Source organism: Lacticaseibacillus suihuaensis, assembly GCF_054785075.1.
Window position 1 is genome coordinate 31,178 of the sequence record NZ_BAAGBJ010000006.1, and the last position, 21,867, is coordinate 53,044.

General features: G+C 63.0%; 21 protein-coding genes. 17 read left to right on the forward strand and 4 right to left on the reverse strand.

The window, feature by feature from the left end:
- Window positions 1-44 precede the first annotated feature (44 nt).
- The 4 genes from ACYVRZ_RS06675 to ACYVRZ_RS06690 all read left to right on the forward strand — a co-directional run bounded on the left by ACYVRZ_RS06675 (window position 45) and on the right by ACYVRZ_RS06690 (window position 6,233).
- Entirely contained in the window at window positions 45-1,187 is a 1,143-nt protein-coding gene (locus ACYVRZ_RS06675) for a glucose-1-phosphate adenylyltransferase (protein WP_225048906.1), read from the forward strand.
- Window positions 1,184-2,353 (forward strand): glucose-1-phosphate adenylyltransferase subunit GlgD, encoded by a 1,170-nt coding sequence (gene glgD, locus ACYVRZ_RS06680; protein ID WP_461225865.1) that lies wholly within the window; start codon window positions 1,184-1,186, stop codon window positions 2,351-2,353. Before ACYVRZ_RS06675 ends, glgD begins: the two co-directional genes overlap by 4 nt.
- Window positions 2,346-3,785, forward strand: a complete 1,440-nt coding sequence (gene glgA, locus ACYVRZ_RS06685; RefSeq protein WP_461225867.1) for a glycogen synthase GlgA — start codon at window positions 2,346-2,348, stop codon at window positions 3,783-3,785. The genes glgD and glgA overlap by 8 nt, the downstream gene beginning before the upstream one ends.
- 66 nt (window positions 3,786-3,851) lie before the next feature.
- Window positions 3,852-6,233, forward strand: a complete 2,382-nt coding sequence (locus tag ACYVRZ_RS06690; protein WP_461225869.1) for a glycogen/starch/alpha-glucan phosphorylase — start codon at window positions 3,852-3,854, stop codon at window positions 6,231-6,233.
- 267 nt (window positions 6,234-6,500) lie between these two features.
- Here the strand turns inward: ACYVRZ_RS06690 and ACYVRZ_RS06695 are convergent, their stop codons facing one another.
- Complete coding sequence (locus tag ACYVRZ_RS06695; RefSeq protein ID WP_461225870.1) at window positions 6,501-6,851, reverse strand: ArsR/SmtB family transcription factor; 351 nt, start codon at window positions 6,849-6,851, stop codon at window positions 6,501-6,503.
- Between the two features lie 194 nt (window positions 6,852-7,045).
- On the opposite strand from ACYVRZ_RS06695, the gene ACYVRZ_RS06700 reads away from it, so the two are divergent.
- The gene (locus tag ACYVRZ_RS06700; protein WP_461225871.1) at window positions 7,046-7,981 is read left to right on the forward strand and encodes an FAD:protein FMN transferase; all 936 of its coding nucleotides are present in this window, start codon (window positions 7,046-7,048) and stop codon (window positions 7,979-7,981) included.
- A gap of 73 nt (window positions 7,982-8,054) precedes the next feature.
- Here ACYVRZ_RS06700 and ACYVRZ_RS06705 read toward each other — a convergent pair whose 3' ends face one another.
- A complete protein-coding gene (locus ACYVRZ_RS06705; protein WP_461225872.1) occupies window positions 8,055-8,756 on the reverse strand; it encodes a VIT1/CCC1 transporter family protein in 702 nt (233 codons plus the stop codon).
- Window positions 8,757-8,766: 10 nt separating this feature from the next.
- The gene (locus tag ACYVRZ_RS06710; RefSeq protein WP_461225873.1) at window positions 8,767-9,432 is read right to left on the reverse strand and encodes a VIT1/CCC1 transporter family protein; all 666 of its coding nucleotides are present in this window, start codon (window positions 9,430-9,432) and stop codon (window positions 8,767-8,769) included.
- 175 nt (window positions 9,433-9,607) lie between these two features.
- Here ACYVRZ_RS06710 and ACYVRZ_RS06715 point away from each other — a divergent pair, with 175 nt between their 5' ends.
- The 12 genes from ACYVRZ_RS06715 (at window position 9,608) to ACYVRZ_RS06770 (ending at window position 20,767) form a co-directional block, all read left to right on the forward strand.
- A complete protein-coding gene (locus ACYVRZ_RS06715; protein ID WP_461225874.1) occupies window positions 9,608-10,504 on the forward strand; it encodes an ABC transporter ATP-binding protein in 897 nt (298 codons plus the stop codon).
- Window positions 10,497-11,732 (forward strand): ABC transporter permease, encoded by a 1,236-nt coding sequence (locus ACYVRZ_RS06720; protein ID WP_461225875.1) that lies wholly within the window; start codon window positions 10,497-10,499, stop codon window positions 11,730-11,732. The genes ACYVRZ_RS06715 and ACYVRZ_RS06720 overlap by 8 nt, the downstream gene beginning before the upstream one ends.
- A complete protein-coding gene (locus ACYVRZ_RS06725) occupies window positions 11,729-12,115 on the forward strand; it encodes a GntR family transcriptional regulator (protein ID WP_461225876.1) in 387 nt (128 codons plus the stop codon). The genes ACYVRZ_RS06720 and ACYVRZ_RS06725 overlap by 4 nt, the downstream gene beginning before the upstream one ends.
- A complete protein-coding gene (locus tag ACYVRZ_RS06730; protein ID WP_461225877.1) occupies window positions 12,108-12,977 on the forward strand; it encodes an ATP-binding cassette domain-containing protein in 870 nt (289 codons plus the stop codon). The genes ACYVRZ_RS06725 and ACYVRZ_RS06730 overlap by 8 nt, the downstream gene beginning before the upstream one ends.
- Window positions 12,955-13,569: an ABC-2 transporter permease gene (locus tag ACYVRZ_RS06735; RefSeq protein WP_461225878.1), complete on the forward strand. Its 615-nt coding sequence runs from the start codon at window positions 12,955-12,957 to the stop codon at window positions 13,567-13,569. The genes ACYVRZ_RS06730 and ACYVRZ_RS06735 overlap by 23 nt, the downstream gene beginning before the upstream one ends.
- 278 nt (window positions 13,570-13,847) lie before the next feature.
- Window positions 13,848-15,107 carry a tyrosine--tRNA ligase gene (gene tyrS, locus ACYVRZ_RS06740; RefSeq protein WP_461225879.1) on the forward strand — a complete coding sequence of 420 codons (1,260 nt, stop codon included), beginning with the start codon at window positions 13,848-13,850 and terminating at the stop codon, window positions 15,105-15,107.
- A gap of 192 nt (window positions 15,108-15,299) precedes the next feature.
- Window positions 15,300-15,647 (forward strand): hypothetical protein, encoded by a 348-nt coding sequence (locus ACYVRZ_RS06745; RefSeq protein ID WP_461225880.1) that lies wholly within the window; start codon window positions 15,300-15,302, stop codon window positions 15,645-15,647.
- A gap of 242 nt (window positions 15,648-15,889) precedes the next feature.
- Window positions 15,890-17,104 (forward strand): C40 family peptidase, encoded by a 1,215-nt coding sequence (locus tag ACYVRZ_RS06750; RefSeq protein WP_461225881.1) that lies wholly within the window; start codon window positions 15,890-15,892, stop codon window positions 17,102-17,104.
- A gap of 110 nt (window positions 17,105-17,214) precedes the next feature.
- On the forward strand, window positions 17,215-17,793 hold the full coding sequence (locus ACYVRZ_RS06755; RefSeq protein WP_461225882.1) for a guanylate kinase: 579 nt from the start codon (window positions 17,215-17,217) through the stop codon (window positions 17,791-17,793).
- A 68-nt stretch (window positions 17,794-17,861) separates the two neighbouring features.
- Entirely contained in the window at window positions 17,862-18,317 is a 456-nt protein-coding gene (locus ACYVRZ_RS06760; protein ID WP_461225883.1) for a Fur family transcriptional regulator, read from the forward strand.
- Between the two features lie 130 nt (window positions 18,318-18,447).
- Complete coding sequence (locus ACYVRZ_RS06765; protein ID WP_461225884.1) at window positions 18,448-20,073, forward strand: ATP-binding protein; 1,626 nt, start codon at window positions 18,448-18,450, stop codon at window positions 20,071-20,073.
- 4 nt (window positions 20,074-20,077) lie between these two features.
- Window positions 20,078-20,767, forward strand: coding sequence for a response regulator (locus ACYVRZ_RS06770; protein ID WP_461225885.1), 690 nt, complete (start codon window positions 20,078-20,080; stop codon window positions 20,765-20,767).
- 71 nt (window positions 20,768-20,838) lie between these two features.
- Here ACYVRZ_RS06770 and ACYVRZ_RS06775 read toward each other — a convergent pair whose 3' ends face one another.
- Entirely contained in the window at window positions 20,839-21,840 is a 1,002-nt protein-coding gene (locus ACYVRZ_RS06775; protein ID WP_461225886.1) for an NAD(P)-dependent oxidoreductase, read from the reverse strand.
- Window positions 21,841-21,867: the final 27 nt, after the last annotated feature.

A 21,867-nucleotide genomic window follows, 5' to 3' on the forward strand; every position in this document is an offset into this window, starting at 1 on the left:
AGGACGCCTCGGCTCACGCTCTTACTCGAAATGGAGGGACCAACATGGTTACAGAGATGTTAGGGATGATTCTGGCCGGGGGCCAAGGAACCCGGCTGGGCAAACTGACGAAAACCACCGCGAAGCCTTCGGTGCCGTTCGGTGGTCGTTACCGCATTATCGATTTCACCTTGAGCAACCTCAGCAACTCCGGCGTCAACACGGTTGGCGTGATCACGCAGTACCAGCCGCTCGAACTCAACCGCCACGTCCAAAACGGCGCGGCCTGGGGGCTCAACGAACGCGGCGCCGGCGTCACGATCCTTCAGCCTTACGCCTCAAGCGAAGGCGAGAAGTTTTTTGAGGGGACGGCCCATGCGATTTACCAAAACATGGCCTACATCGACTCCTACAACCCGCAGTACGTGCTGGTGCTGTCGGGTGATCACATTTACAAAATGGACTACGAGCGGATGCTTCGCGCCCACAAGGCCAAGAAGGCGACCTTGACCGTGGCGGTGATGCCGGTGGCGATGAAGGAGGCCAGCCGCTTTGGCATCATGAACACCGACGACACCAACCGCATCATCGCCTTTGAGGAGAAGCCCGAAGAACCCAAGTCCAACCTCGCCTCGATGGGGATTTACATTTTCGACTGGGCGCCGCTCAAGAAGTACCTGACGGAAAGCTACGCGACCGACGGCAAGATGGAGGACTTCGGCAAGGACGTGATTCCCGCCTACCTGGCCCACAACGAGCCGACCTACGCCTACGCCTTCCACGGCTACTGGAAGGACGTCGGCACCATTCAGTCGTTGTGGGAGGCCAACATGGAATTCCTGGCCCCGAACAACGCGCTGAACATCGCCAACCGCAACTGGCGCATCTACTCGCAGACCGAGGCGCTGCCGCCGATGTTTCTGACCAAAACGGCGAAGGTCACCCGGGCGATGATCACCGATGGCTCCTACGTTGCCGGCACCATCGACCACAGCATTTTGAGCCAAAACGTCAAGGTCGGCGAGGGTTCGGTGGTCAAAGACTCGATGGTGATGCCCAACGTCGTGATCGGCAAGAACGTGGTGATCGACCACGCGATCATCGGCGAGAACGCGCTGGTCGGCGACAACGGTGAGATTATCGGCACCAAAGACGACATCGCCGTGGTGGGGTACGGTGAAGTGGTAGGAAGGAAGGAAAAAGCATGAGACAAGGAGAAATGGCCGCCGTCATCGACCTGAACGAGGACGTCCACAAGCTGTTGCCGCTGACGCTGCACCGCCCGATTGGGACACTGCCCTTCGCCGGGCGCTACCGCCTGATCGATTTCCCCCTGTCGGCGATCACCAACGCCGACATCCACAGCGTCGGGTTGTTCATGCCCGAATCCGAGCGGTCCGTGCAAGACCACATCAGAAGCGGGGCCGCGTGGAACCTGGACCTGATTCAAGGCGGGGTGTTCCTGTTCCCGTACGTCGCCACGCGCGACTACTCGGATCAGGCGCTGCGCCAACGTTACTACGAGAACTACACCCAGTTCCTGCGCCGCAGCGGTTCGCAGTACACGGTGGTGATGGGGGCGGCCAACATCGCCAACATCGACCTCAACGCCATTTTGGCCTACCACAAGGCCGGTGACGCGGAGATCACCGCGGTGTACAAGAACGTCCCCAAGGAGACGGTTGCACCGGAGGACTGGACGCTGACCTTGTCCGAGCAGGGCATCGCGACGTCGGTGATCCAGGCGGCGGAGCGCCACGACGGTGAGGCGACGACCACGGTGCCGAGCTTCATGGACATCTACCTGCTGCCGACCATCGACTTGATCGACCTGCTGGACGCCGCGGCCCAAACCGCGGAGTTCCGCCGGCTGCCGCAGCTCTTGCGCGAGGCGGTGTTGGCCGGCAACGCCAATGCCTTTGAATACACCGGCTACCTGTCGCGCATCAACTCGCTGCAGCGCTACTTCGCCGCCAACATGGACATGCTGACGGAGAGCAACTACCAATCGCTGCTGTTTTCGAACATCCCAATTCTGACCAAGAGCAAAAACGAGGTGCCGAGCTTTTTTGCCAAGGACTCGACGGTGCAAGACGGGGTCTTGGGCACCGGCGCCTACATCGAAGGCGAGGTCGCAGACTCCGTGATCTTCCGCAACGTGGTGGTGCATCAAGGCGCAACCGTGCAAAACAGCATTCTGATGCAGGGCAGCAAGATTTCGACCGGTTCCAAGGTCGCCTACGCCATTTTGGACAAGGGCGTGGTGATCGGCCCCAACCTGACCATCCAGGGCTCGCCCGACCACCCGATTGTGATTGAGAAGAACCGGACCGTGTTTCGGCCCAGCGAAGTGGAGGAACTCACCCATGCTTAAAGTGCTGTTCGCGGCGGCGGAAGGGGCGCCGTTTTACAAAACCGGTGGCCTGGGCGACGTGGCCTACGCCTTACCGCAGGCCCTGGCGCAAAAAGGCGTGGACATCCGCGTCGTGCTGCCTTACTACCCCAAACTGTTTCCGGCCCAGTACCTCAAGGACTTGCGGCCGTTGACCCAGTTTTCACTGAACTTCGGCGGCCAGGAGAAGTACGTCGGCATCCGCACCCTGAAGCTCAAGGCGGTGACTTACTACCTGATCGATAACGAGGAATTCTTCGGCCGCGACGGGCTGTACGGCTACTGGGACGACGGTGGCCGCTTCGGGTTCTTCCAGATGGCGATCATCGAAATGCTGCAGGTGATCGACTTCATCCCAGACGTCTTGCACGTCAACGACTGGCACACCGCCTTCATTCCGGTGCTGCTGCACGACAAGTACGGCTGGATCACGCCGTACCAGCAGATTCGCACCCAGTTGACGATCCACAACCTGCAGTTTCAGGGGTGGTTCCCGGCCAGCGTGTTGGACACGGTCTTTGGCATCGGCCGTCAGTTCTTCAACGACGACGGCTTCGCCCAAGACGGCCAGGTCAACTTCATGAAGGGCGGCCTCAACTTCGCCGATCTGATTTCGACCGTCAGCCCGAGTTACGCGCAAGAAATCCAGACCCCGCAGTTCGGCGAACACCTGGACGGGACGCTGCGCAAGCAGGCCCACAAGCTGGTCGGCATCCTCAACGGCATCGACACGACGCTGTACGACCCGGCCACCGATACGCACCTCGCGGCCCACTTCGACGCTCGTGACCTCAGCGGCAAGACCCAAGACAAGGCCGCACTGCAGGCGGCGGTCGGGCTGCCCGAGCGAGCGGTGCCGTTGTTTGGCATCGTCTCGCGGCTGACCGAGCAAAAAGGCATGGGGATGCTGGTGGCGGCCCTGGAACAGATTCTGCCCGGCGCCGACATCCAGGTGGTGATGCTTGGCACCGGCGACGCCAACCTGGAGGCGGCCTTCCGTCACCTGCACGAGCGCTTCGCCGGCAAGGTCGCCGCGGTCACGCGCTTTGACGAGGGGCTGGCCCAGCAGATCTACGGCGGGGCGGATTTCTTCGTCATGCCAAGCGCCTTTGAGCCCAGCGGCCTGGCGCAGATGATGGCGATGCGCTACGGCACGTTGCCGATCGTTCACGAAACCGGCGGCCTACGCGACTCCGTTCAGCCCTACGACGCGACCACCGGCGCCGGTACCGGCTTCACCTTCTGGGACTTCACGCCCCAGGTCTTGGCCGATACCCTGATTCGCGCGGCGACGATTTACCAAAATGAGCCGCCGGTTTACCAGGCGCTGCAGCAACACGCGATGGCCCAAGACTTCGCCTGGACCAACGCGGCCGACCGCTACCTGGACGGCTACTCGCACCTGCACCCTTAGCACCACCGAGGCGGGGGCTCCCGCCTTTTTTGAAACACGGCAACTGGCCGCAAAGGAGGACATGGGATGGTCATTACCACAACCCAATTCATTAAGGATTACCGAGACGTGGCGCTGCGCTGGTTCGCAGACGGCCTGGAGAACCTGTCGCCGCTTCAGCAGTATCAGACCCTGGCGCTGGTGGTGAAGGGCTACGCCGCCAGGGACTGGGCCAAGTCCAAGGCGCATGCCGACAAGACCCAGCAAAAGCAGGTCTACTACTTCTCCATCGAGTTCATGCCGGGGCGGCTGTTGGCCTCTAACCTGCTGAACTTGGGCATCAAGGACGTGGTGGACGCGGGGCTGGCCAAGCTTGGCCTCGACTTGGCGGCGGTGTATGCGGCCGAGCGCGACCCGGGGCTTGGCAACGGGGGGTTGGGCCGGCTGGCCTCGGCCTTTTTGGACGCGATGGCTAGCACCGGCATGGCCGGCAACGGCAACGGCATTCGCTACCGCTACGGGCTGTTCGAGCAGCGCTTCGTCGACGGCTACCAAGTCGAGGTGCCAGACGACTGGCTGCGTGACAGCTACCCCTGGGAGACGCGCAAGGAGAACCGCGCGGTGATCGTGAAGTTCGGCGGTCACGTCGACCTGGTTCCCGACGCCTCGGGCCACTTGGCCGCGGTGTACCAAGGCACCGACGATGTGCTGGCGGTGCCCTACGACACGGCGATGATCGGCTATCACACCGGCACGGTCAACACCATGCGGCTGTGGGCGGCCGAGCCGACCGCCGAACGGGCCCACGACCTGGCCGAAACCGCCCGGGCCGGAGCGATCACCGAGTTCTTGTACCCCGACGACTCGGACACCGCCGGCCGCGAGCTACGGCTGCGCCAGGAGTACTTCTTCGTCTCGGCCGGACTGCAGAGCATCCTGACGCATTTCAAACGCACCCACGGCGACGTGCGGCTCTTGCCGAACTTCGTGGCGGTTCACATCAACGACACGCACCCGGCCATGGCGGTGTTGGAGCTGATGCGGCTGTTGCTTGACGAGGAACAGCTGGCGTGGGATCAGGCCTGGCAGCTGACGGTGGCGACCATGAGCTACACCAACCACACGCTGATGGCCGAGGCGCTTGAGACCTGGCCGCTGGGGATGTTTCAGGACCTGCTGCCGCGGCTGGCCCAGCTGGCCGTGGAGGTCGACCGCCGCTTCCGGGCCCGGTACCTGTCGCGCTACGGGTCGGTGCTAGTCAACCGCGCCGCGCCGCTTCAAGACGGCCAGCTGCACATGGCCAACCTCGCCGTGATCGGCAGCCACGCGGTCAACGGGGTGGCCAAGATTCACTCCGAGCTGCTCAAAACCACCGTGCTGGCCGACCTCTACCAGATTTTCCCGGGCCGCTTCAGCAACAAAACCAATGGCATCACGCCCAGGCGCTGGGTGCAGCTGGCCGACGTGCCGCTGGCCACGCTGTTGGACGACGTCATCGGCACCAAGTGGCGCCGCCAACCCCAAGCGCTGGTCGCGCTGCGGTCCCATGCGAGCGACCCCGCCTTTTTGAGCCGGCTGATCGCCGCCAAGCACGAGAACAAGCTTCGCCTGGCCGCCTTGATTCAGGCGACACTGGGCCTTGAGGTGTCTGCCGACGCAATGTTTGACGTTCAGATCAAGCGTCTTCACGCCTACAAGCGCCAGCTACTGCACGTGTTCGGCATCCTGGAGCATTACCTGGCGATCAAAAAAGGCGCGGTGCGGCCGCCGCGCGTTCACGTGTTCGGCGCCAAGGCGGCACCGAGCTACCGCTACGCCAAGGCCGTGATTCGCCTGATCAACGCGGTCGCCGCCTTGGTCAACGCGGATCCGGACTGTGAAGGCAAGCTTGCCGTGGCCTTTTTGCCCAACTACGGCGTCAGCCTGGCCGAGGCCATCATTCCAGCCGCCGATGTGTCCGAACAGATTTCTCTGGCCGGCACCGAGGCCTCGGGCACCAGCAACATGAAGCTGATGGCCACCGGCGCCTTGACCCTGGCGACCCTGGACGGGGCCAACATCGAGATTCGCGACGCCGCCGGCAAGGAATCGATGGCGGTGTTCGGCCTGACCGAGCAGGAGGCCAAGGCGCTGCGGCCCGAGTACAACGCCCGTGAGCGCTACGAGCGCGATCCCGTGTTGCACCGCATCGTCGACATGCTGACGGACGGCAGCATCCCCAACATCGAGTCGGAGGGCCGCGAGATTCGCGCCGAGCTGCTGGATTACAACGACACCTACTTCGTCTTGGCCGATTTCGCCGATTACCTGGCCGCCAACCGCCGCCTGGACGCGCTGTGGGGCGACCAGCAGGCTTGGGCCAAGCTGGCGACGGAAAACATCGCCGCCTCCGGTCGGTTCTCGGCCGACCTGACCGTCGAACGCTACGGCCGCGAAATTTGGCGCGTCCTGCCGGAGCAGCCGGTGTAGCGGGAATCCGGCTCACCGGCCACGAGCGGCTGAACCCTTGAGCGACGACTATCATGACGACCGGGGGTGGCATCTCCTTAGCGGTGGTTCGTGCCCAGCGATGCCGATTATGCGTTCGCAGTTTGGTGCGTCAGTCGCTGTCGCATTGGCCGCCAAGTTGCGTGATGTAGTCGCCGCAGGGTATCGGCCCGACCCGGCCCGGGCCCCGGAGGCAGCGGTCGTCAAACACCAAAAACGCCGCCCGGCGATTGTCGGGCGGCGCATTGGTTAGTGAACGGCAATGGGGACGCTGGCCTGCTGGCGGCGCAAGGCGGCGGTCAGCCGCTCGAGGCGGGTGATGGTGTCGTCAAGCGTCAGGAAGTAGTAGACGATGTTGCCGACCTGGCGGGAGTCGACCATGCCGATTTCGTGCAGCGTCTTCAGGTGGTGCGACGTGGCCGGCTGAGACAGGCCGATCGCATCGGCGAGGTCGTTGACCTTGATGCCGTGTTCCGGCGTCACGGTACTCAAGATCATGATCAGCTTCTGGCGGCTGGCATTGGCCAGGGCATTGAGGTGGTTGACATCCGACTTGAACTCCTTCAAAGCTTCCGTTTGTGCTTGCGTGTAGGTAGTCACAATGGGTCCTCCTTGGCGGCTATATTCTCACCCGCTAGTTTACTCTTTTTCCAAAATAAATGTGACAATTTTGCGAATAATTTTTTCTTTGCGGCCGCGGGTGTGAACGATTACACTGGAGAGGGGCGAAAGCGCCACCAAAATCCGAACACGTCGCCTCACAGACGTGCCGCCAGTTAAAAGGAGCAGTCCACATGACAAATTCGATGACCTTCAAGGCACTGGGCGCGACCAACACGCTCACGATTTACGGCGGCGGTCAGCCCGACACGCTGACCAAAAGCACCGCTTTGGTCGACGCCTACGCCAAGCTGCTGTCGTTTTACGACGACCAGTCCCTGGTTTCCGCAATCAACCAGGCGGCCGGGCAAAAGCGGGTTCACATTCCGGTTCGCGCGGTGTTCAACCTGATCGCCCGGGCGGTGGCCTGGAGCAAGCGCCGGATGGGCTACAATGCGCTGCTGGGCCCCGAGGTGGCGCTGTGGCGCATCGGCTTTGACGACGCTTCGGTGCCAGGCGAGGCGGCCAAGGCGGCCGCCTTGGCGCTGACTGACCCGGAGCTGGTCTACCTGGATCCCGAGGCCCAGACCGTTTTCCTCCAAAAAACCGGCATGGCGCTTGACCTCGGCGGCATCGCCAAGGGCTTCATCATCGACGAGCTAGCACGGCTGTGGGCGCAGGAAGGCGTGAGCGGCGGCCGCATCGACCTGGCCGGCAACTGCCGGCTGGTCGGCAACAGCGCGGCCGGGGTGCCGCTGTGGCAGATTCCCATCACCGATCCGCGCGAGCCCGACCGCCCGGCGATCGCGACGTTGACCACCGCGCCCAAGGCCGTGGTCACCACCGGCATTTATTTCCGCCACTTCGACCAAGACGGCCACGTCTACCACCACCTGATCGACCCCAAGACCGGGGCACCGGTGGAGTCCAGCATGGCCAGCATCACCGTGGTGGCCGACACCGCGGAGCAGGCGGATGTCCTGTCGTCAATCGGCTTTTACGCCGGGCTGCCCGAGGGCTACGACGAAATCGAGGACAACGGGGCCGAGGCCGTGTTCATTACCAAAGACACACAGCTGTACAAAACCGCCGGGCTGCGCGAAACGCTGATGCCGACGATGGGGGCATGAGCCTTCCAGCCAAAATAAGCGCCGTCGACTTCCCGAATGGGAGGCCGGCAACGCTATTTTTTTGAAAAAATGTCTACATAATCTGACCGATGCCGTAGTGGATGATCATCGTGATGATGCCGATGATTACGTTGCGGACCATCGCGGTCTTGACCAGGCCGTCGCCCAGCTTGGCCGACAGGAACCCGGTCAAGGCGACGCTTGCAATCACCGCTAGAATCGTGCCGGGCCACTGCCAGGCGACCGGCAGGAAGGTCATCGCGACCAGCGGGAAAATGCCACCGGAGGCCGCGGCGACCAAAGACGAGAAGGCCGCGTCCCAGGGGTTCATGTAGTGGCTGCGCTGCAGGCTGTACTTGACGGCAATCACGGTGCCCAGCGCGTCTTTTGCCATCAGCTGCGCGGCAATTTTGGCCGCGGTGGCCGGGGTCACGCCGCGGTCGACGTAGTGGTCGACCACGGCCTGCAGCTCGCTTGAGTAGTCGGTTTCAAGCAAGGCGGCCTCGGCCTTGACGACGGCCTCTTCCGTGTCTTTTTGCGAGCTGACGCTGGCGTATTCGCCCGACGCCATCGAAAAGGCGCAGGCCAAAAGATCCGCGAGCCCGGCGATGAAAATGGTGAAGTGGTTGGTGGTGGCGGCGGCGACGGAAAACAGCACCCCGACGACGGTGAGGATGCCGTCGTTGGCCCCCAGCACCCCGGCTCGCAAGGTGTTGGCGCGTTCGGCCATGGTCTGCTTGGACTTGGTTTTGGATTTTGCAGTCAGTGTGGTCATATCGCGCCTCCTAAGCGAACAGCGAGCCGACAAAGTAGGTGACGGCCATGGTCAAAATGCCGGCGACCACGTTGCGCCAGGAGGCTCGCAGGCGGTTGGCGGACCCAAGCGCCGCGGCGGTGTAGCCGGTGACGGCTAAGGCCGCGATCACCGCGAGGACGGTGCCGATGATGCGAGCCGTGACCGGCAACCAGGAAATCGCGGCCATCGGCAGCAGGGCCCCGGTGGGGAAGGCGATCATCGAGGCCATCGCCGCGGCAATCGCGCTGGTTTTCTCCTTGGGGTCAAAGCCGTACCGCTCGCGGGTGGCGACGTTGATCTTGTCGTGGGCCAGCATCTCCGCGGTCGCCTGGGCGGCCAGGTCGGCGGAGATGCCGGTGGCCTGGTACTTGTCTTGGATAAAGGCGACCTCGCCTTGGTAATCGTTGTCCAGGCGCCGACTCTCCTGAATCAGCGCGTTCTTCTCGGCGTCGCGCTGGGCGTTGACCGACACGTACTCGCCCATCGCCATCGACACGGTGCCGGCCAGCATCCCGGAAAGCCCGGCGAGCAGGATCGCGTGGGTCGAGGTGTTGGCCCCGGCGACGCCGATGACGATGCCGGCGACGGACAGGATGCCGTCGTTGGCGCCCATGACACTGGCACGCATGACATTGATTTTCTCAGCTAAATTCATGATGGCCTCCACAATGGAATCGTTCTAAACACAAGTCTATTGTAACCCCGGTGCGGTGGCCGTGCAAGTTAAGGCATCCCAAACTTACGGTTAGTTGCTGAAAAGGCTTGCACGATCAGACGTCGCCGCCTATACTGTGTATGTCAAACATATACAGTATGAACGGAGGCTCACTATGCTCGCACTCAATCAGGTGACCAAGCGCTTCGGCCAGGCCACGGCGGTTGACACCGAAAGCTTCACCGTCGCACCAGGGGAGATTCTGGGGCTGATCGGTCAAAACGGCGCCGGCAAAACCACCACCTTTCGCATGATCCTGGATTTTCTCAAGCCGACCACCGGCACGATTCAATGGGCCGCTCAGCCGATCGCGCGGCTGCCTCGCAGCGCCATCGGCTACCTGCCGGAGGAGCGTGGCCTGTACCCGAAAATGACCGTGCAGGCACAGGTCTTGTACTTCGCCGAACTGCACGGCATGCGCCGGCCGGCCGCCTTGGCCGAGCTGCGGCGGCTGATGACCGCGTTCGCCGTCAAGGGCAAGCCCTCAGACAAGCTGCAGACGCTGTCCAAGGGTAACCAGCAGAAAATCCAGCTGATCGCCGCCATCATCCACCGCCCCAGGCTCCTGATTCTCGATGAGCCGTTCTCCGGGCTCGACCCAGTCAACGCGGACCTGCTGATCCAGGGGGTGCGGGCGCTTCAGGCCGAAGGTTGCGCCATCATTTTCTCCAGCCACGACATGCACAATGTCACGGCCCTGTCCGACCGAATCGTGATGCTGAAAAACGGCCAGACGGTGCTGGCCGGCACCCAGGCGGAGATTGCCGCCCAGTTCGGTCGCACCAGCCTGACCATCGAGTCGCCGCTGACGCAAGCGGAGCTGGCCGCCTTTCCCGGCGTGGCCGCGGTGGTGCCGCAGGGCGGCGGGTTTGCGGTGACCCTGCGCGACCCGGCGGCCGGCCGGGCGATTTTCGCCGCGGCGACCAAAGACGGCTACATTCCGCGCTTCGTCCAGGCCGCCCCGAGCCTCGAAACCATCTTCAAACTGAAAGCAGGTGATCACCATGCGTAGCACATGGGTGGTGTTGAAACAGACTTACCGCAAGAACGTGACCAGCGCCGGCTGGTTGAGCCTGGTGCTGGCACCGCTGATCTGCGCGGTGGCCATCGCCGGTTTTGCCTACTACTTAAGCGGCCCAAGCCCCACGGTCCAAGTCGCGGTGGTCGCCGATAAGGCGGTCGCGGCAACGTTGGTTCAAAGTCAGACCAAGGCCCAGCACTACCGGCGGGTGGCCAGCGTGGCCGCGGCCGATAAGGCGACGGCGGCCGGCCGCTACGACGCGGTGCTGGTCCTGCAAAATGGTCAGGCCCAGCTGACGCAGCGCAAGGGCGGTGAGCAGGTCGCCACAACGCTGCTTGAGACCCAGCTGGCCGCGCTTCAAACCGGGCTGGCCGCGGCCAAGTTGGGGCTTTCGGCCGAGCAGGTGGCGAGCCTGACCACCAAGCCGGTGCTGCGGGTTCGCATCGCCACGGCTAAGGCCGGGCGGCTGGAGGCGGATGCCGGCGACACCGCCGCCGGCAGCACCGTGGTCGCCGTGGCCGTTGGCTTTTTGCTTTACCTATTCCTGATGACTTACGGCAGCATCATTGCCCAGGAGATTGCCACGGAGAAGGGCTCGCGCATCGAGGAGTCGATTCTGGCGGCGATCACGGCCACCTCTCAGTTCATGGGCAAAATCCTCGGGGTGGCGGCGCTGCTTGTCACCCAGGTGGCGGTCTACGCCGCGGCACTTGGGGTGGCCTTTGCCCTGCGGCCGGAGTGGTGGTCCCTGGTTCGCCCGTACCTGAACGGTAGCCAGTCCGGCGTCACCCTCGGGGTATTGGCGGCAGCGTTCGTAATCGGCGTGTTGCAGTACAGCCTGCTTGCGGCCGGCACCGGGGCCTTGGTGTCGTCGGTAGAGCAGGCCGGCATGGCGCTGATGCCGGTGTTGATGCTCGCGATGATCGGGTACTTCGCCAGCATCATGGTTCCCCAGGGCGGTGGGGCGGTACTCAACGCCTTGAGCTACGTCCCGTTCACCGCCCCGATGGTGATGCCGGTGCGGGTGGCGGCCGGGCAGGTTGGCCTGGGGGCGGCCGCTGTCAGCGGGGCCATCAATCTGGCGGCGCTGAGCGGATTGTTTTGGGCGACGCTGAGGCTGTACCGCGTGTCGGTTCTGCTCTACGACGACCGGGGCCCCGGCGCCGCGCTGCGCAAAACGCTGGGCTTGATGCGCAGCGAGTCAAGGAGGCAGGCATGAACATTACGATTTCCAATCAGGCCGGGGTCCCGATTTATGCGCAAATCGAAACGCAAATCAAGGCCGCAATCGTGAGCGGGACGCTGCCGGCCGCGACCCAGCTGCCGTCGATTCGGGCGCTGGCCCGGGACCTGCAGATCAGCGTGATTACAACGACCCGCGCCTATCGCGACCTGGAAGCCGCGGGGTTCATCGACACGGTGCCGGGCAAGGGCGCATTCGTGCGAGCCCAGGATCCCGCGCTTTTGCAGGAGCGAGTGCTGACGCGCATCGAGGGCCACCTGCAGGCCGCCATCGACGACGCCGCGCTGGGGCAGGTGCCGGCCGGCACCTTGCACGATATGCTCGACGACTTACTGAAAGCGGGGGATGATCATGACTGAATTGATTCACGCACAGGGGCTGACGGTGTCGCACCGTCACTTCACGCTGGGACCGATTGACCTCGCCCTGCCGGCCGGCTACATCATGGGGCTGGTCGGGGCCAATGGGGCAGGCAAAACGACGCTGCTCAAGGCACTGCTGGGCCTGGCGCCGCTTTCCGGTGGCAGCTTTGACTTGCTGGGCCGCCCAGGCGGCGTGGCGGCCACCCGCGCCGCCATCGGCGTCGTGCTGGACCAGCCGCTGTTTGGCGAGACCTGGACGGCCAAAGACATCGCCCGGGCCTACGCCGCTGGGTACCCCGGGTTCGATAAGGCGGGCTACCTGAGCCGGCTGAACCGCCTGGCGGTGCCGCTGACCACCCGCTTTCAGCGCATGTCGCGCGGCACCCAGGTGAAGCTGCAGCTGGCCGCGGCCATGAGCCATGGCGCCAAGCTGCTTTTGCTCGACGAGCCGACCGCCGGGCTCGACGCGGCGACGCGAGCCGACCTGATGGGGGAGCTGCAGGCCTTCATCGCGGCAGGCGACGCCAGCGTGCTGATCTCGACGCACATCGTCGAGGACCTCGAAGACCGAGTCGATTACCTGGCCTACCTGGATCACGGGCGGCTGCAATTCGGCGGCGAACGCGACGCCCTACTCGCCGCCTACCGTCAGGTCAAGGGTGGCGCAACCGCACTGTCGCCCTTGGTGCGAGAGGCGGCGATCGGACTGCGGGAGACGGCGGTGGGGTGGACCGCCATCCTGCCGGTTGACGCGGCTGAGGCGTTGTCTGGGGTGGTTTGCGAGCCGGTGGGGTTGAACGCGCTGATGGTGGCGCTGGAACGCGGAGGACAACTTAATGAAAACAGTGTTGAAAATTAGCTGGCAGAGCATGGGCATGGGCTGGTCCGGGTGGCTGCTGTGGTTGGCGATGTTTTTGCTCGCACTGACCAACCAGCCGACGTTCGCGGCGATGAGTGGCGGCATCTTCGGCGGTACGGCGATCATCGCCTTCATGCCGCTGATTGTGAACGGCCAGCGCGGCGTCAAGGCGCTGCTCGCGCTGTTTCCGCTGACGCGCCGCACCGTGGTGGCCGGGCTTTACACCTTCGGGCTGCTGAGCGGCGCGGTCTGTGTCCTGATGCAGACGGCCTTGCAGGGGCTTGGCCAGTTGCGCTTTGAGGACCCGATAGTCGCCGGTAAGTCGGTGGGGCTGGTGATCTGGCTGATGGCGACTTTCTGGCTGCTGTTGATTGGGCTGGGCCTGCCGGCGGTGATTCGCCTGGGCGACCGCTGGCCGGTGGCCGGGCTGTTCGTGCCGATCGGGCTGATCTTCGTGCTGGGGATTTGCTTGCTGCTGGTGGTGCAGCTGGCCGGGTTTTGGCTGATGGGGCTGACGACGCTTGGTTCCGTGGTGTTGTGTGGCGCGTCGTTCCCGCTCAGCGTTCGGTGGTATCAGCGCTTGCATTTGTGAGCCGGCGTGTTAGACTGAACCTAATAGCCAAAAGAGTCCAGTAGGGGCCTTGCGCGGTTTCAGAAAGTCGGCGGATGATGCGAGCCGACCCGCACCTGGTCGTGAATTACACCTCTTGCAGTCCTGGCGATTCGGGCGATGCCGTTACCCATTCAAAGTGATGACACAGTCATAATTTGGGTGGTACCGCGGTGATAATCGTCCCTGATCAATTCGTTGATTAGGGGCGATTTTTTGTCCCGCTGGCCGCTTTTGGCCCAACAGAGGAGGAACTAAACATGAGCGACAACATTTTAGACGAGCTCGCCTGGCGCGGCGCGTTGAACCAGATGACCGATGAGGCCGGCCTGCGCAAGCTGACCGAAGAGAAGCACGTCGGCATCTACGCCGGCACCGACCCGACCGGCGATTCGCTGCACGTCGGCCACCTGATTCCGTTCATGATCCTGAAGCGCTTTCAGCTGATGGGCCACAAGCCGGTGATCCTGATCGGCGGCGGCACCGGGTCGATCGGCGATCCGTCCGGCCGCAATTCCGAGCGGGTGCTGCAGACCATGGCGACCATCGAGCACAACAAAAAGGCGCTGACCGCCCAGATGGAGCGGATGTTTGGCACCGATAACTTCCGCATCGTCGATAACTACAGCTGGCTGTCCAAGATGTCGATGCTGGACTTCCTGCGCGATTACGGCAAGCTGTTCCCCGTCAACCAGATGCTGGCCAAAGAAGTCGTCGCCTCCCGGCTTGAAAACGGCATCTCCTTCACCGAGTTCACCTACCAGATCCTGCAGGCCGTCGACTTCCTGCACCTGCTGCAGCACGAAGACGTGCAGGTGCAGCTCGGCGGTGCCGACCAGTGGGGCAACATCACCGCCGGCATCGACCTGATCCACAAGGTCGCAGGTGGCGATACCAAAGCGTACGGTCTGACCAACCCGCTGATGCTCAAGGCCGATGGCACCAAGTTCGGCAAGTCGGCCGGCGGCGCCGTCTGGCTGGATCCGGAAAAAACCAGTCCGTACGAGTTCTACCAGTTCTGGTTCAACCAAGACGACGCGGATGTGGACCGCTTCTTGAAGTTCTTCACCTTCCTGAGCCGAGACGAAATCGCACAGCTGGTTGAGGCGACCAAGACCCACCCCGAACGCCGCGAGGCCCAGCGTCGCCTGGCCCAGGAGGTCACCGCCTTTGTTCACGGCAAGCAGGCGGTGGCGGAGGCCGAGGCGATTTCGGCCGCGCTGTTCTCCGGTGACGTGCAGGACCTGACCGCCGCGGAGATCAAGCAGGGTTTCAAGCAGTTCCCAAGCGCCACGGCGCCGAGCACCCCGGAGAACCTGATCACCTGGCTGGTCGACACCACCAAGATCGAGGCTAGCCGCCGCCAGGCCCGAGAGGACGTCCAAAACGGCGCGATTTCGATCAACGGCGCCAAGCAGCGCGACGTCGACTTCGTGGTCGACCCAAGCACCCACTTCGACGGTCAGTACGTGATCGTCCGCCGCGGCAAAAAGAAGTACTTCCTGGTTCACATTCAGTAAGTATGGGGCGAACCCCGCCGAAGTTGAGCCGCTGGACGCCGACTGGGTCGGCGTCCTTTTGCGCTGGCGGTTGCGGCCTGCTGGCAGAATCTCCAGCCGCAGCGTCGCTGCCAGGCGACACCGCCCCTGACAGGCTGGCCGGCCGCACCCCACGATGCTATACTGAGTGAAACGACTGTGGGGGGTGGCGTGATGCCATACAGTGTCATCGGAGCCAGTTATCAAAACCAATCCCTGGCGGTGTTTTACGCCGGGTTGGACCAGGAGCCGCTTTTGACCTTCGAGGCGGCGACACAAAAGGCCTTGAGCTTGCTTGCAAGCGAGCTTTCGGCCAGCACGTTGCCGGATCTGCACGACTTGACCGACCGGCTGTTCGCGTTTTTGCAGCGGCGGCCGCTGGACCTGGCCGGCTTGGCTGCGGCCGCCGGCGAGCGGCTGTCGGTGTCCTGGTTTGCCGACGATCATTTTGTGATTGCGGTGATGGACGAAAGTGAGACCTACCAGCTCCACGTCGAAGTGGTGCCGGTCCAAACCGCGTGAGAAGGCGCCTTGCATACGACTTGCAAGGCGTTTTTGCGTCTCATAAATACAGTCATATTATTCAAAATTAAATCATTTTTCACGGCGGGAAAGCGTGTTCAGTCGGGCGTTTGTAGGACCCGTGGTGCTTTGAAACCCCGTTCTGTTGCGCATTCGACTCGGTTTGTTAACTCAGTTGTAACAACCCTGTAATGTTGACTTGCTATACTGCATAACAGTGAGTAAGAGGAGTGTGTCAACACATGAAGCTAACTAAGTCCTTAACAATGATCGCCGTCGCGACCCTGATCGCCGCCGGCACCTTCAGCACTGGCGCCACCGTTTCCGCCGATACCGTCAGCGACGCCAAGTCAGCGCTGAGTGCCAAGAAGAGCGAGGGCGACAAGCTTTTGGCCGACCTGCAAACCGCTCAAGAGAACGTCGCCAAGATCGACAACAAGGTCTCCGACAAGACCCTGGCGATCGAGAAGGCTAAGGCGGCCGTTGCCGCCACCACCAAGACAATCGCCGGCTACGACACCCAGATTGCCAAGCAGTCCAAGGAAGTCGCCAGTCGCAAGGCGGTTTTGAAGAAGCAACTGATCTCCTTGCAAAAGCAGGTCGGCGACTCCGCCACCGGTAACATCTACCTGGACTTCCTGCTGAACGCCAAGGACCTGTCCGACCTGGTGTCCCGCGGGATGACCGTCAACAAGCTCAACCAGGCCAACAAGGACGCGCTGGACGCGGTCAAGGAAGCCAAGGCCAAGGTTACGACCCTCAAGGCCGACCAGGTGGCCAAAAAAACCGAGCTGGTCGCCACCGAAAACCAGCTGGTTGCCGACAAGGCCGACCTGACCAAGCTGCAGGCCCAGGCCAAGAAGGAATCCGCGGCGCTTGACAAGAAACTCGCCGACAACAAGGACGCCGTGGCTAAGCTGCAGGCCAAACTGACCTCCGCGACGGCCCAGGCCGCGACGCTGGCCGCCGCAGCCGCCAAGGCCAAGACCACGGCTAAGGCTGCCGCCACCACGATTCAAAAGGCGACGACCACCGGCAACACGGCCACCAAGACCACCACGCCAAAGCCGGCCGGTAACGTCTCCGGCTCTTACGGTTCCGGCTCCTACAGCAGCATGGTGAGCGCCGCCGTCTCCATGACCGGCCGCCCTTACGTCTACGCCGCTGCCAGCCCAGCCGTCGGCTTCGACTGCTCCGGCCTTGTGATGTGGGCCGCTTCCCAGGTCGGCATTTCCCTGCCGCACCAGGCGGCACAACAGGGCAACTACGGCTCTGAAGTCTCTCTGAGCAGCCTGCAGCCCGGCGACCTCCTGTTCTGGGGCAGCCGCGGTGCCGCTTACCACGTCGCCATCTACGTCGGCGGTGGGCAGTACGTTCACGCGCCACGCCCGGGCGAATCCGTTCGCGTCGTGTCGCTGGCCGGCACCTTCACGCCAAGCTTCGCGCGTCGCCTGTAATCTCACGATTGACACACTCACCAGTCCACGCCTGCCGAACACAGCAGGCGTTTTTATTTGCGCCGCGGCATGCTACAATCGACACAAACCTAAGAATCGAGGACGGCATTGTGCAACAGAAACTGATTGTCATCACCGGCGCCACCGGCACGGGCAAAACCACGGTGAGCCGCTACCTGCAGGCCACCTACAACATTCAGCGGGTGATGACACACACGACGCGGCCCAAGCGCATCGGCGAGGTCGACGGCGTGGATTACCACTTCGAGACGGAAGAAAGCTTCGCCAAGAATCACTACATTGAAGCGGTGACCTACGCAGGCTTTCGGTACGGCAGCTCCTTTGAGTCGCTGGATGCCGCCTGGCGCCGCGCCAACTTCGCAAGCATTGTGCTGGACACCGCCGGGGCGATCACCTACGCCAAGACGCTGGGAGCCAAAATCGCGGTGCTGTATTTGACCATCCAAGACCCGGCGGTGCTCAAGGCCCGGCTGCTGGCCCGAGGCGACGACCCCAAGATGATCGCCGCCCGGCTGGCCAGCCCGGAGTACAGCCGCGATCTGCAGCTGCCGCCGGCGCTTGCGCCTTTCGCCCATGTCGTGGTCAACGACGACTGGCAGGCCGCCTGCCGCCAGATCGACAGCTTCATGAAGTACCTGGCGCTGAGTGCCGCCGGGTTGCCCGGTTGAAGCCGGGTGCGGCCTGTGCTACAATGAGGCATAATCGGAATGCTTACGATTAAGAGAGGCGGTTCACAATGGGCGCGAGTCTGATTGCAATCGAGAGAATCAAGGCCAGCGGGATGCGCATGACCAAGCAGCGCCGCGACCTGGTGGATTACCTGGCGGCCCATGCCGACAGCTACGTGACGGTGACCCAGGTGGATAAGCACATGCGAAGCCAGTACCCGGGCTTGTCGCACGACACCATCTACCGCAACGTCAAGGAGTTCGAACAGCTCGGGATCCTTGAAACCGACGTGCAAGGGGAGCAGGCCACCGTCAAGCTGCAGTGTGACTTCCAGCACCCGCACCACCACCACTTCATCTGCCAGCGCTGCCACCGCGTCCAGGAGATTCAGATGTGCCCCTTGGGGTACTTCGAGACGCAGCTGCAGGGCGCAAGGATTCAAAGCCATAACTTCGAGCTGTACGGCCTGTGTGCCGACTGCGCGAAGCTGGCGGATCAACAGGCCGAGCGACCCGGGGCTTAACCGCAAGCCCCGGGCTTGGCGTCAACGCAACGTGATGATTGAACTTTGGGAAATCGCCGGGCCGGCGGTTTCCTTTTTTACGCGGCAGTGCGTGGTATGATAGGGGTACAACTTTGAGGGACGGGTCATCATGTCAAAAACTGCCTTGAATGCGCCGCGCCGGCGCCTATCGCTTCGCACCTTGATCATCGCCGCCATCGGACTTACCGTGGCGGTGTCTTTGCTAATCTCCGGCATCATCGTGGCGCTGCACACCGCGTCGGCCGTGGCGCAACGCACCAACACCACCATCCAAAACATCGGCAACGTGGTGCGGCAAAGCCCGGTGGTTCGCAACAACCTGGTCGCGCATGAGCCGCCCCAAAGCGCCGACAACGCGATCGAACGCTACACCCACCGGATCCAAAAGGCGATGAAGGTCGACGCGGTGGTCGTGATGAACCAAGACTTGATTCGTTACTCGCACCCGGTTAAGGCGCAGATTGGGCAGTCCTTCCTGCTGCGCCACGACGCGGCTAAGTCGCGGCACGGTAAGGCCCATTTTTCCAAGAAGCTCGGGGTCCTGGGGCCGGAGTACCGCTATTTCGCCCCGATTTACAACGCCAAGCACCGCCAGATCGGCATCGTCTGCATCACGGTGACGGTCAAAACGGTCAAGGCCGAGACCCGCGCGTCGCTCGGTCCGATTCTGCTCGGCGCCGGCATCGGCCTGGCGCTTGGCATCGTCGCCGCGGTGTGGATCTCCTGGTACATTCGCCGGCGGCTGTTGGGCATGGAGCCCGACGCCATCGCCGCGCAGGTCACCGAGCTGACGGCCCTGAAGGAAAGCATGTCCGAGGGGCTGATCGCCATCGATCCGGCCGGGGCCATCATGCAGCTCAACCAGGTCGCCCAGGCGCTGTTTCCGGGGCTTGAGGCCGGGGCGACGCTGCCGCCCGACCTGACCGCGGCGCTGTTCGGCCGCAACGCGCGGGTCGCGGCGCAGTCGGTGGCGATTCGCAACCGCGAGCTGATCGTCGCCACGACCCCCCTGATGGCCGGCAAGGTCAACCTCGGGCGGCTGGCGCTGTTTCACGACCAGTCCGATTACCAGCGCCTGGTCGCGCAGCTGGCCGGCACCCGCCAGTACATCGACGCCTTGCGGGCCCAGCAGCACGAGTTCATGAACAAGCTGCAGGTGATCTCCGGGCTGGTGGAAATGGCGGAGTACGACAAGCTGCAGGCCTTCATCCAAGACGTTCACCACAACTACCAAAGCGAGTTCGGCGACCTGAACGCCCGGATTCGGCTGCCGGCGATCACGGGCTTTCTGATTGGCAAGCGCAACGAGGCTCACGAGCAGGGCAAAACGCTGACGGTGACCAAGGACTCCGCGCTGCCGGCCGTGGTCAGTGAGGCCGCGATGATTCAGTCCGACCTGATCAAGGTGCTGGGCAACCTGGTCGACAACGCCCTGGACGCCGTGGCGACCGCCGGTGGCACGGTCGAGCTGGCGCTGAATTACGACGCGGAAAGCGCCACGGTGCTGATCGTGGTCAGCGACAACGGCGCCGGGGTGGATCCGACCCTCAGGGATCAGATCTTCACCCCGCACTTTTCCACCAAGGGTGAGGGCCGCGGCTTTGGGCTCAGCTTGGTGGCCGGCGTGGTTCGCGCCCATCACGGCATTGTGGAATGCGACGATAATCAACCGCACGGCACGGTCATGACGGTGGAGCTACCGCTTGAACTGCCGGCGGCGGGGGAAAAGGAGTGACGAGATGACGACGCATGTGATGATTGTGGAAGACGACCCGATGGTGCGAGAGCTCAACGCGCAGTACCTGCGGCGCGTGATTGCGCCGAGTGAGCTGGCGGTGTCAAGCTTTGGCAACGCCGCCGCGGCGCTGGCCGCAGCCGCGACGCAGCCGGTCGATTTGATTTTGCTGGATGTCTACATGCCCGAGCTGACCGGCGATCAGCTGCTGAGCGAGCTGACCGCGGCCGGATTGCACCCGCAGGTGATCATGCTGACGGCGGCCAGCGACATGGCCCACATTCGCCCGGCGCTTGACTACGGCGTTTTGGACTACCTAGTCAAGCCCTTCACCTTCGCTCGCTTCAGCGCGGCAATTCAGCGCTTCTTGACCTTCCAGCAGGTGACCGAAGGCGCCGCGGCGCTGTCGCAAGACGACCTGGATCACCTGTTCACCGCCGGCAGTCAGCCGCCGGTGCAAGAGGCGCTGCCCAAGGGCCTGTCGGCGATGACGCTGGCCAAGATCCGCGCCCTGGTGGCGACGCTGCCGCAGCCGTTCTCCAACCAGGAGCTGGCTAAGGCGGCCAAGCTGTCGCGCATTTCGACCAAGAAGTACCTCGACTACCTGCTGACCCAAGAGGCGGTGTCCTCAGACATCAAGTACCTGAAGGTCGGCCGGCCGATCACGGTTTACACCAGCACCGCCAAAAACTAGGGTCTCACCCACGCAAAAAGCCCTGACGCGCATCGCAATCGCGATGGTGTCAGGGCTTTGGCGTTGGCGGCTTAATCCGGCAACTTGATATCGTTCTTGGTGTGGCCGGTGCGTTGCGCTTCATCGAAGTTGTCGTAGGACACGGCGATCATGTCGTGCAGCGCAGGCTCCGTGTAAGAGCCGATGTGCGGCGTGATCAGCACCTTCGGGTACAGCTGGCGCAGGGCTTCAAGCTCGGGATCCGGCAGGGCGTCGTCGAACTGGTGGCCCATCAGCTTGGCCTCGTGCTTGAACACGTCGGTGGCAAAGCCGCCGAGCTTGCCGGACTTCAGCGCCGCGAGGACGGCCGCGTAATCGACCAGCTCGCCGCGAGCCGTGTTGACCAGCATCGCCCCGTCCTTCATCTTGGCGATGAAGGTGGCGTCGACCAGGTTGTCATTGACGCCAGGGAAGTAAGGCGTGTGAATCGAGACGATGTCGGCCTTGGCCAAAAGTTCGTCTTCTTCGACGAAGGTGACGAACTGACGGGCGTAATCGGACGGGTACGGGTCGTAGGCCAAAACGGTACTGCCCATACCGTGGTACAGGCTGGCCTCGGTCGCGCCGATCTTGCCGGCGCCGACGATACCGACGGTGCTTGAGTGAACCTCACGCGAGAAGGTGGCCGGGTCAACGGCGAAGCTGCCGTTGAAGGTGTTGCTGGTCGCCAAGGCGGTGTGCCGGTAGAGCATCATGCCCAGCGTCTGCGCCAGCTCGGCCACGGCGTAAGGGGAGTAGGCAGGAACGCGGGCACACTTCATCCCGTACTGCTTGATGGCGTTCAGGTCGATGTGGTTGAAGCCGACCGTCCGCGTCATCACGTACTTGATGCCCCACGCGTTGAACTTGGCGAGGTTCTCTGCATCCGCGACGCAGTTGGCCCGCAGCATCACCCCGTCGGCACCCTTGGCCGTCTCCACGTTGTCGTGGGTCAGGAATTCGGGCACCAGCTTCAGCTCGTAGTTGTACTTGTTCAGCTGCTTGAAGTAAGGGACCTCGTTCTCCCGTACCCCGTAAGCGACGATCTTAAACATACACATCTATCCTTTCTTGCTTGACGT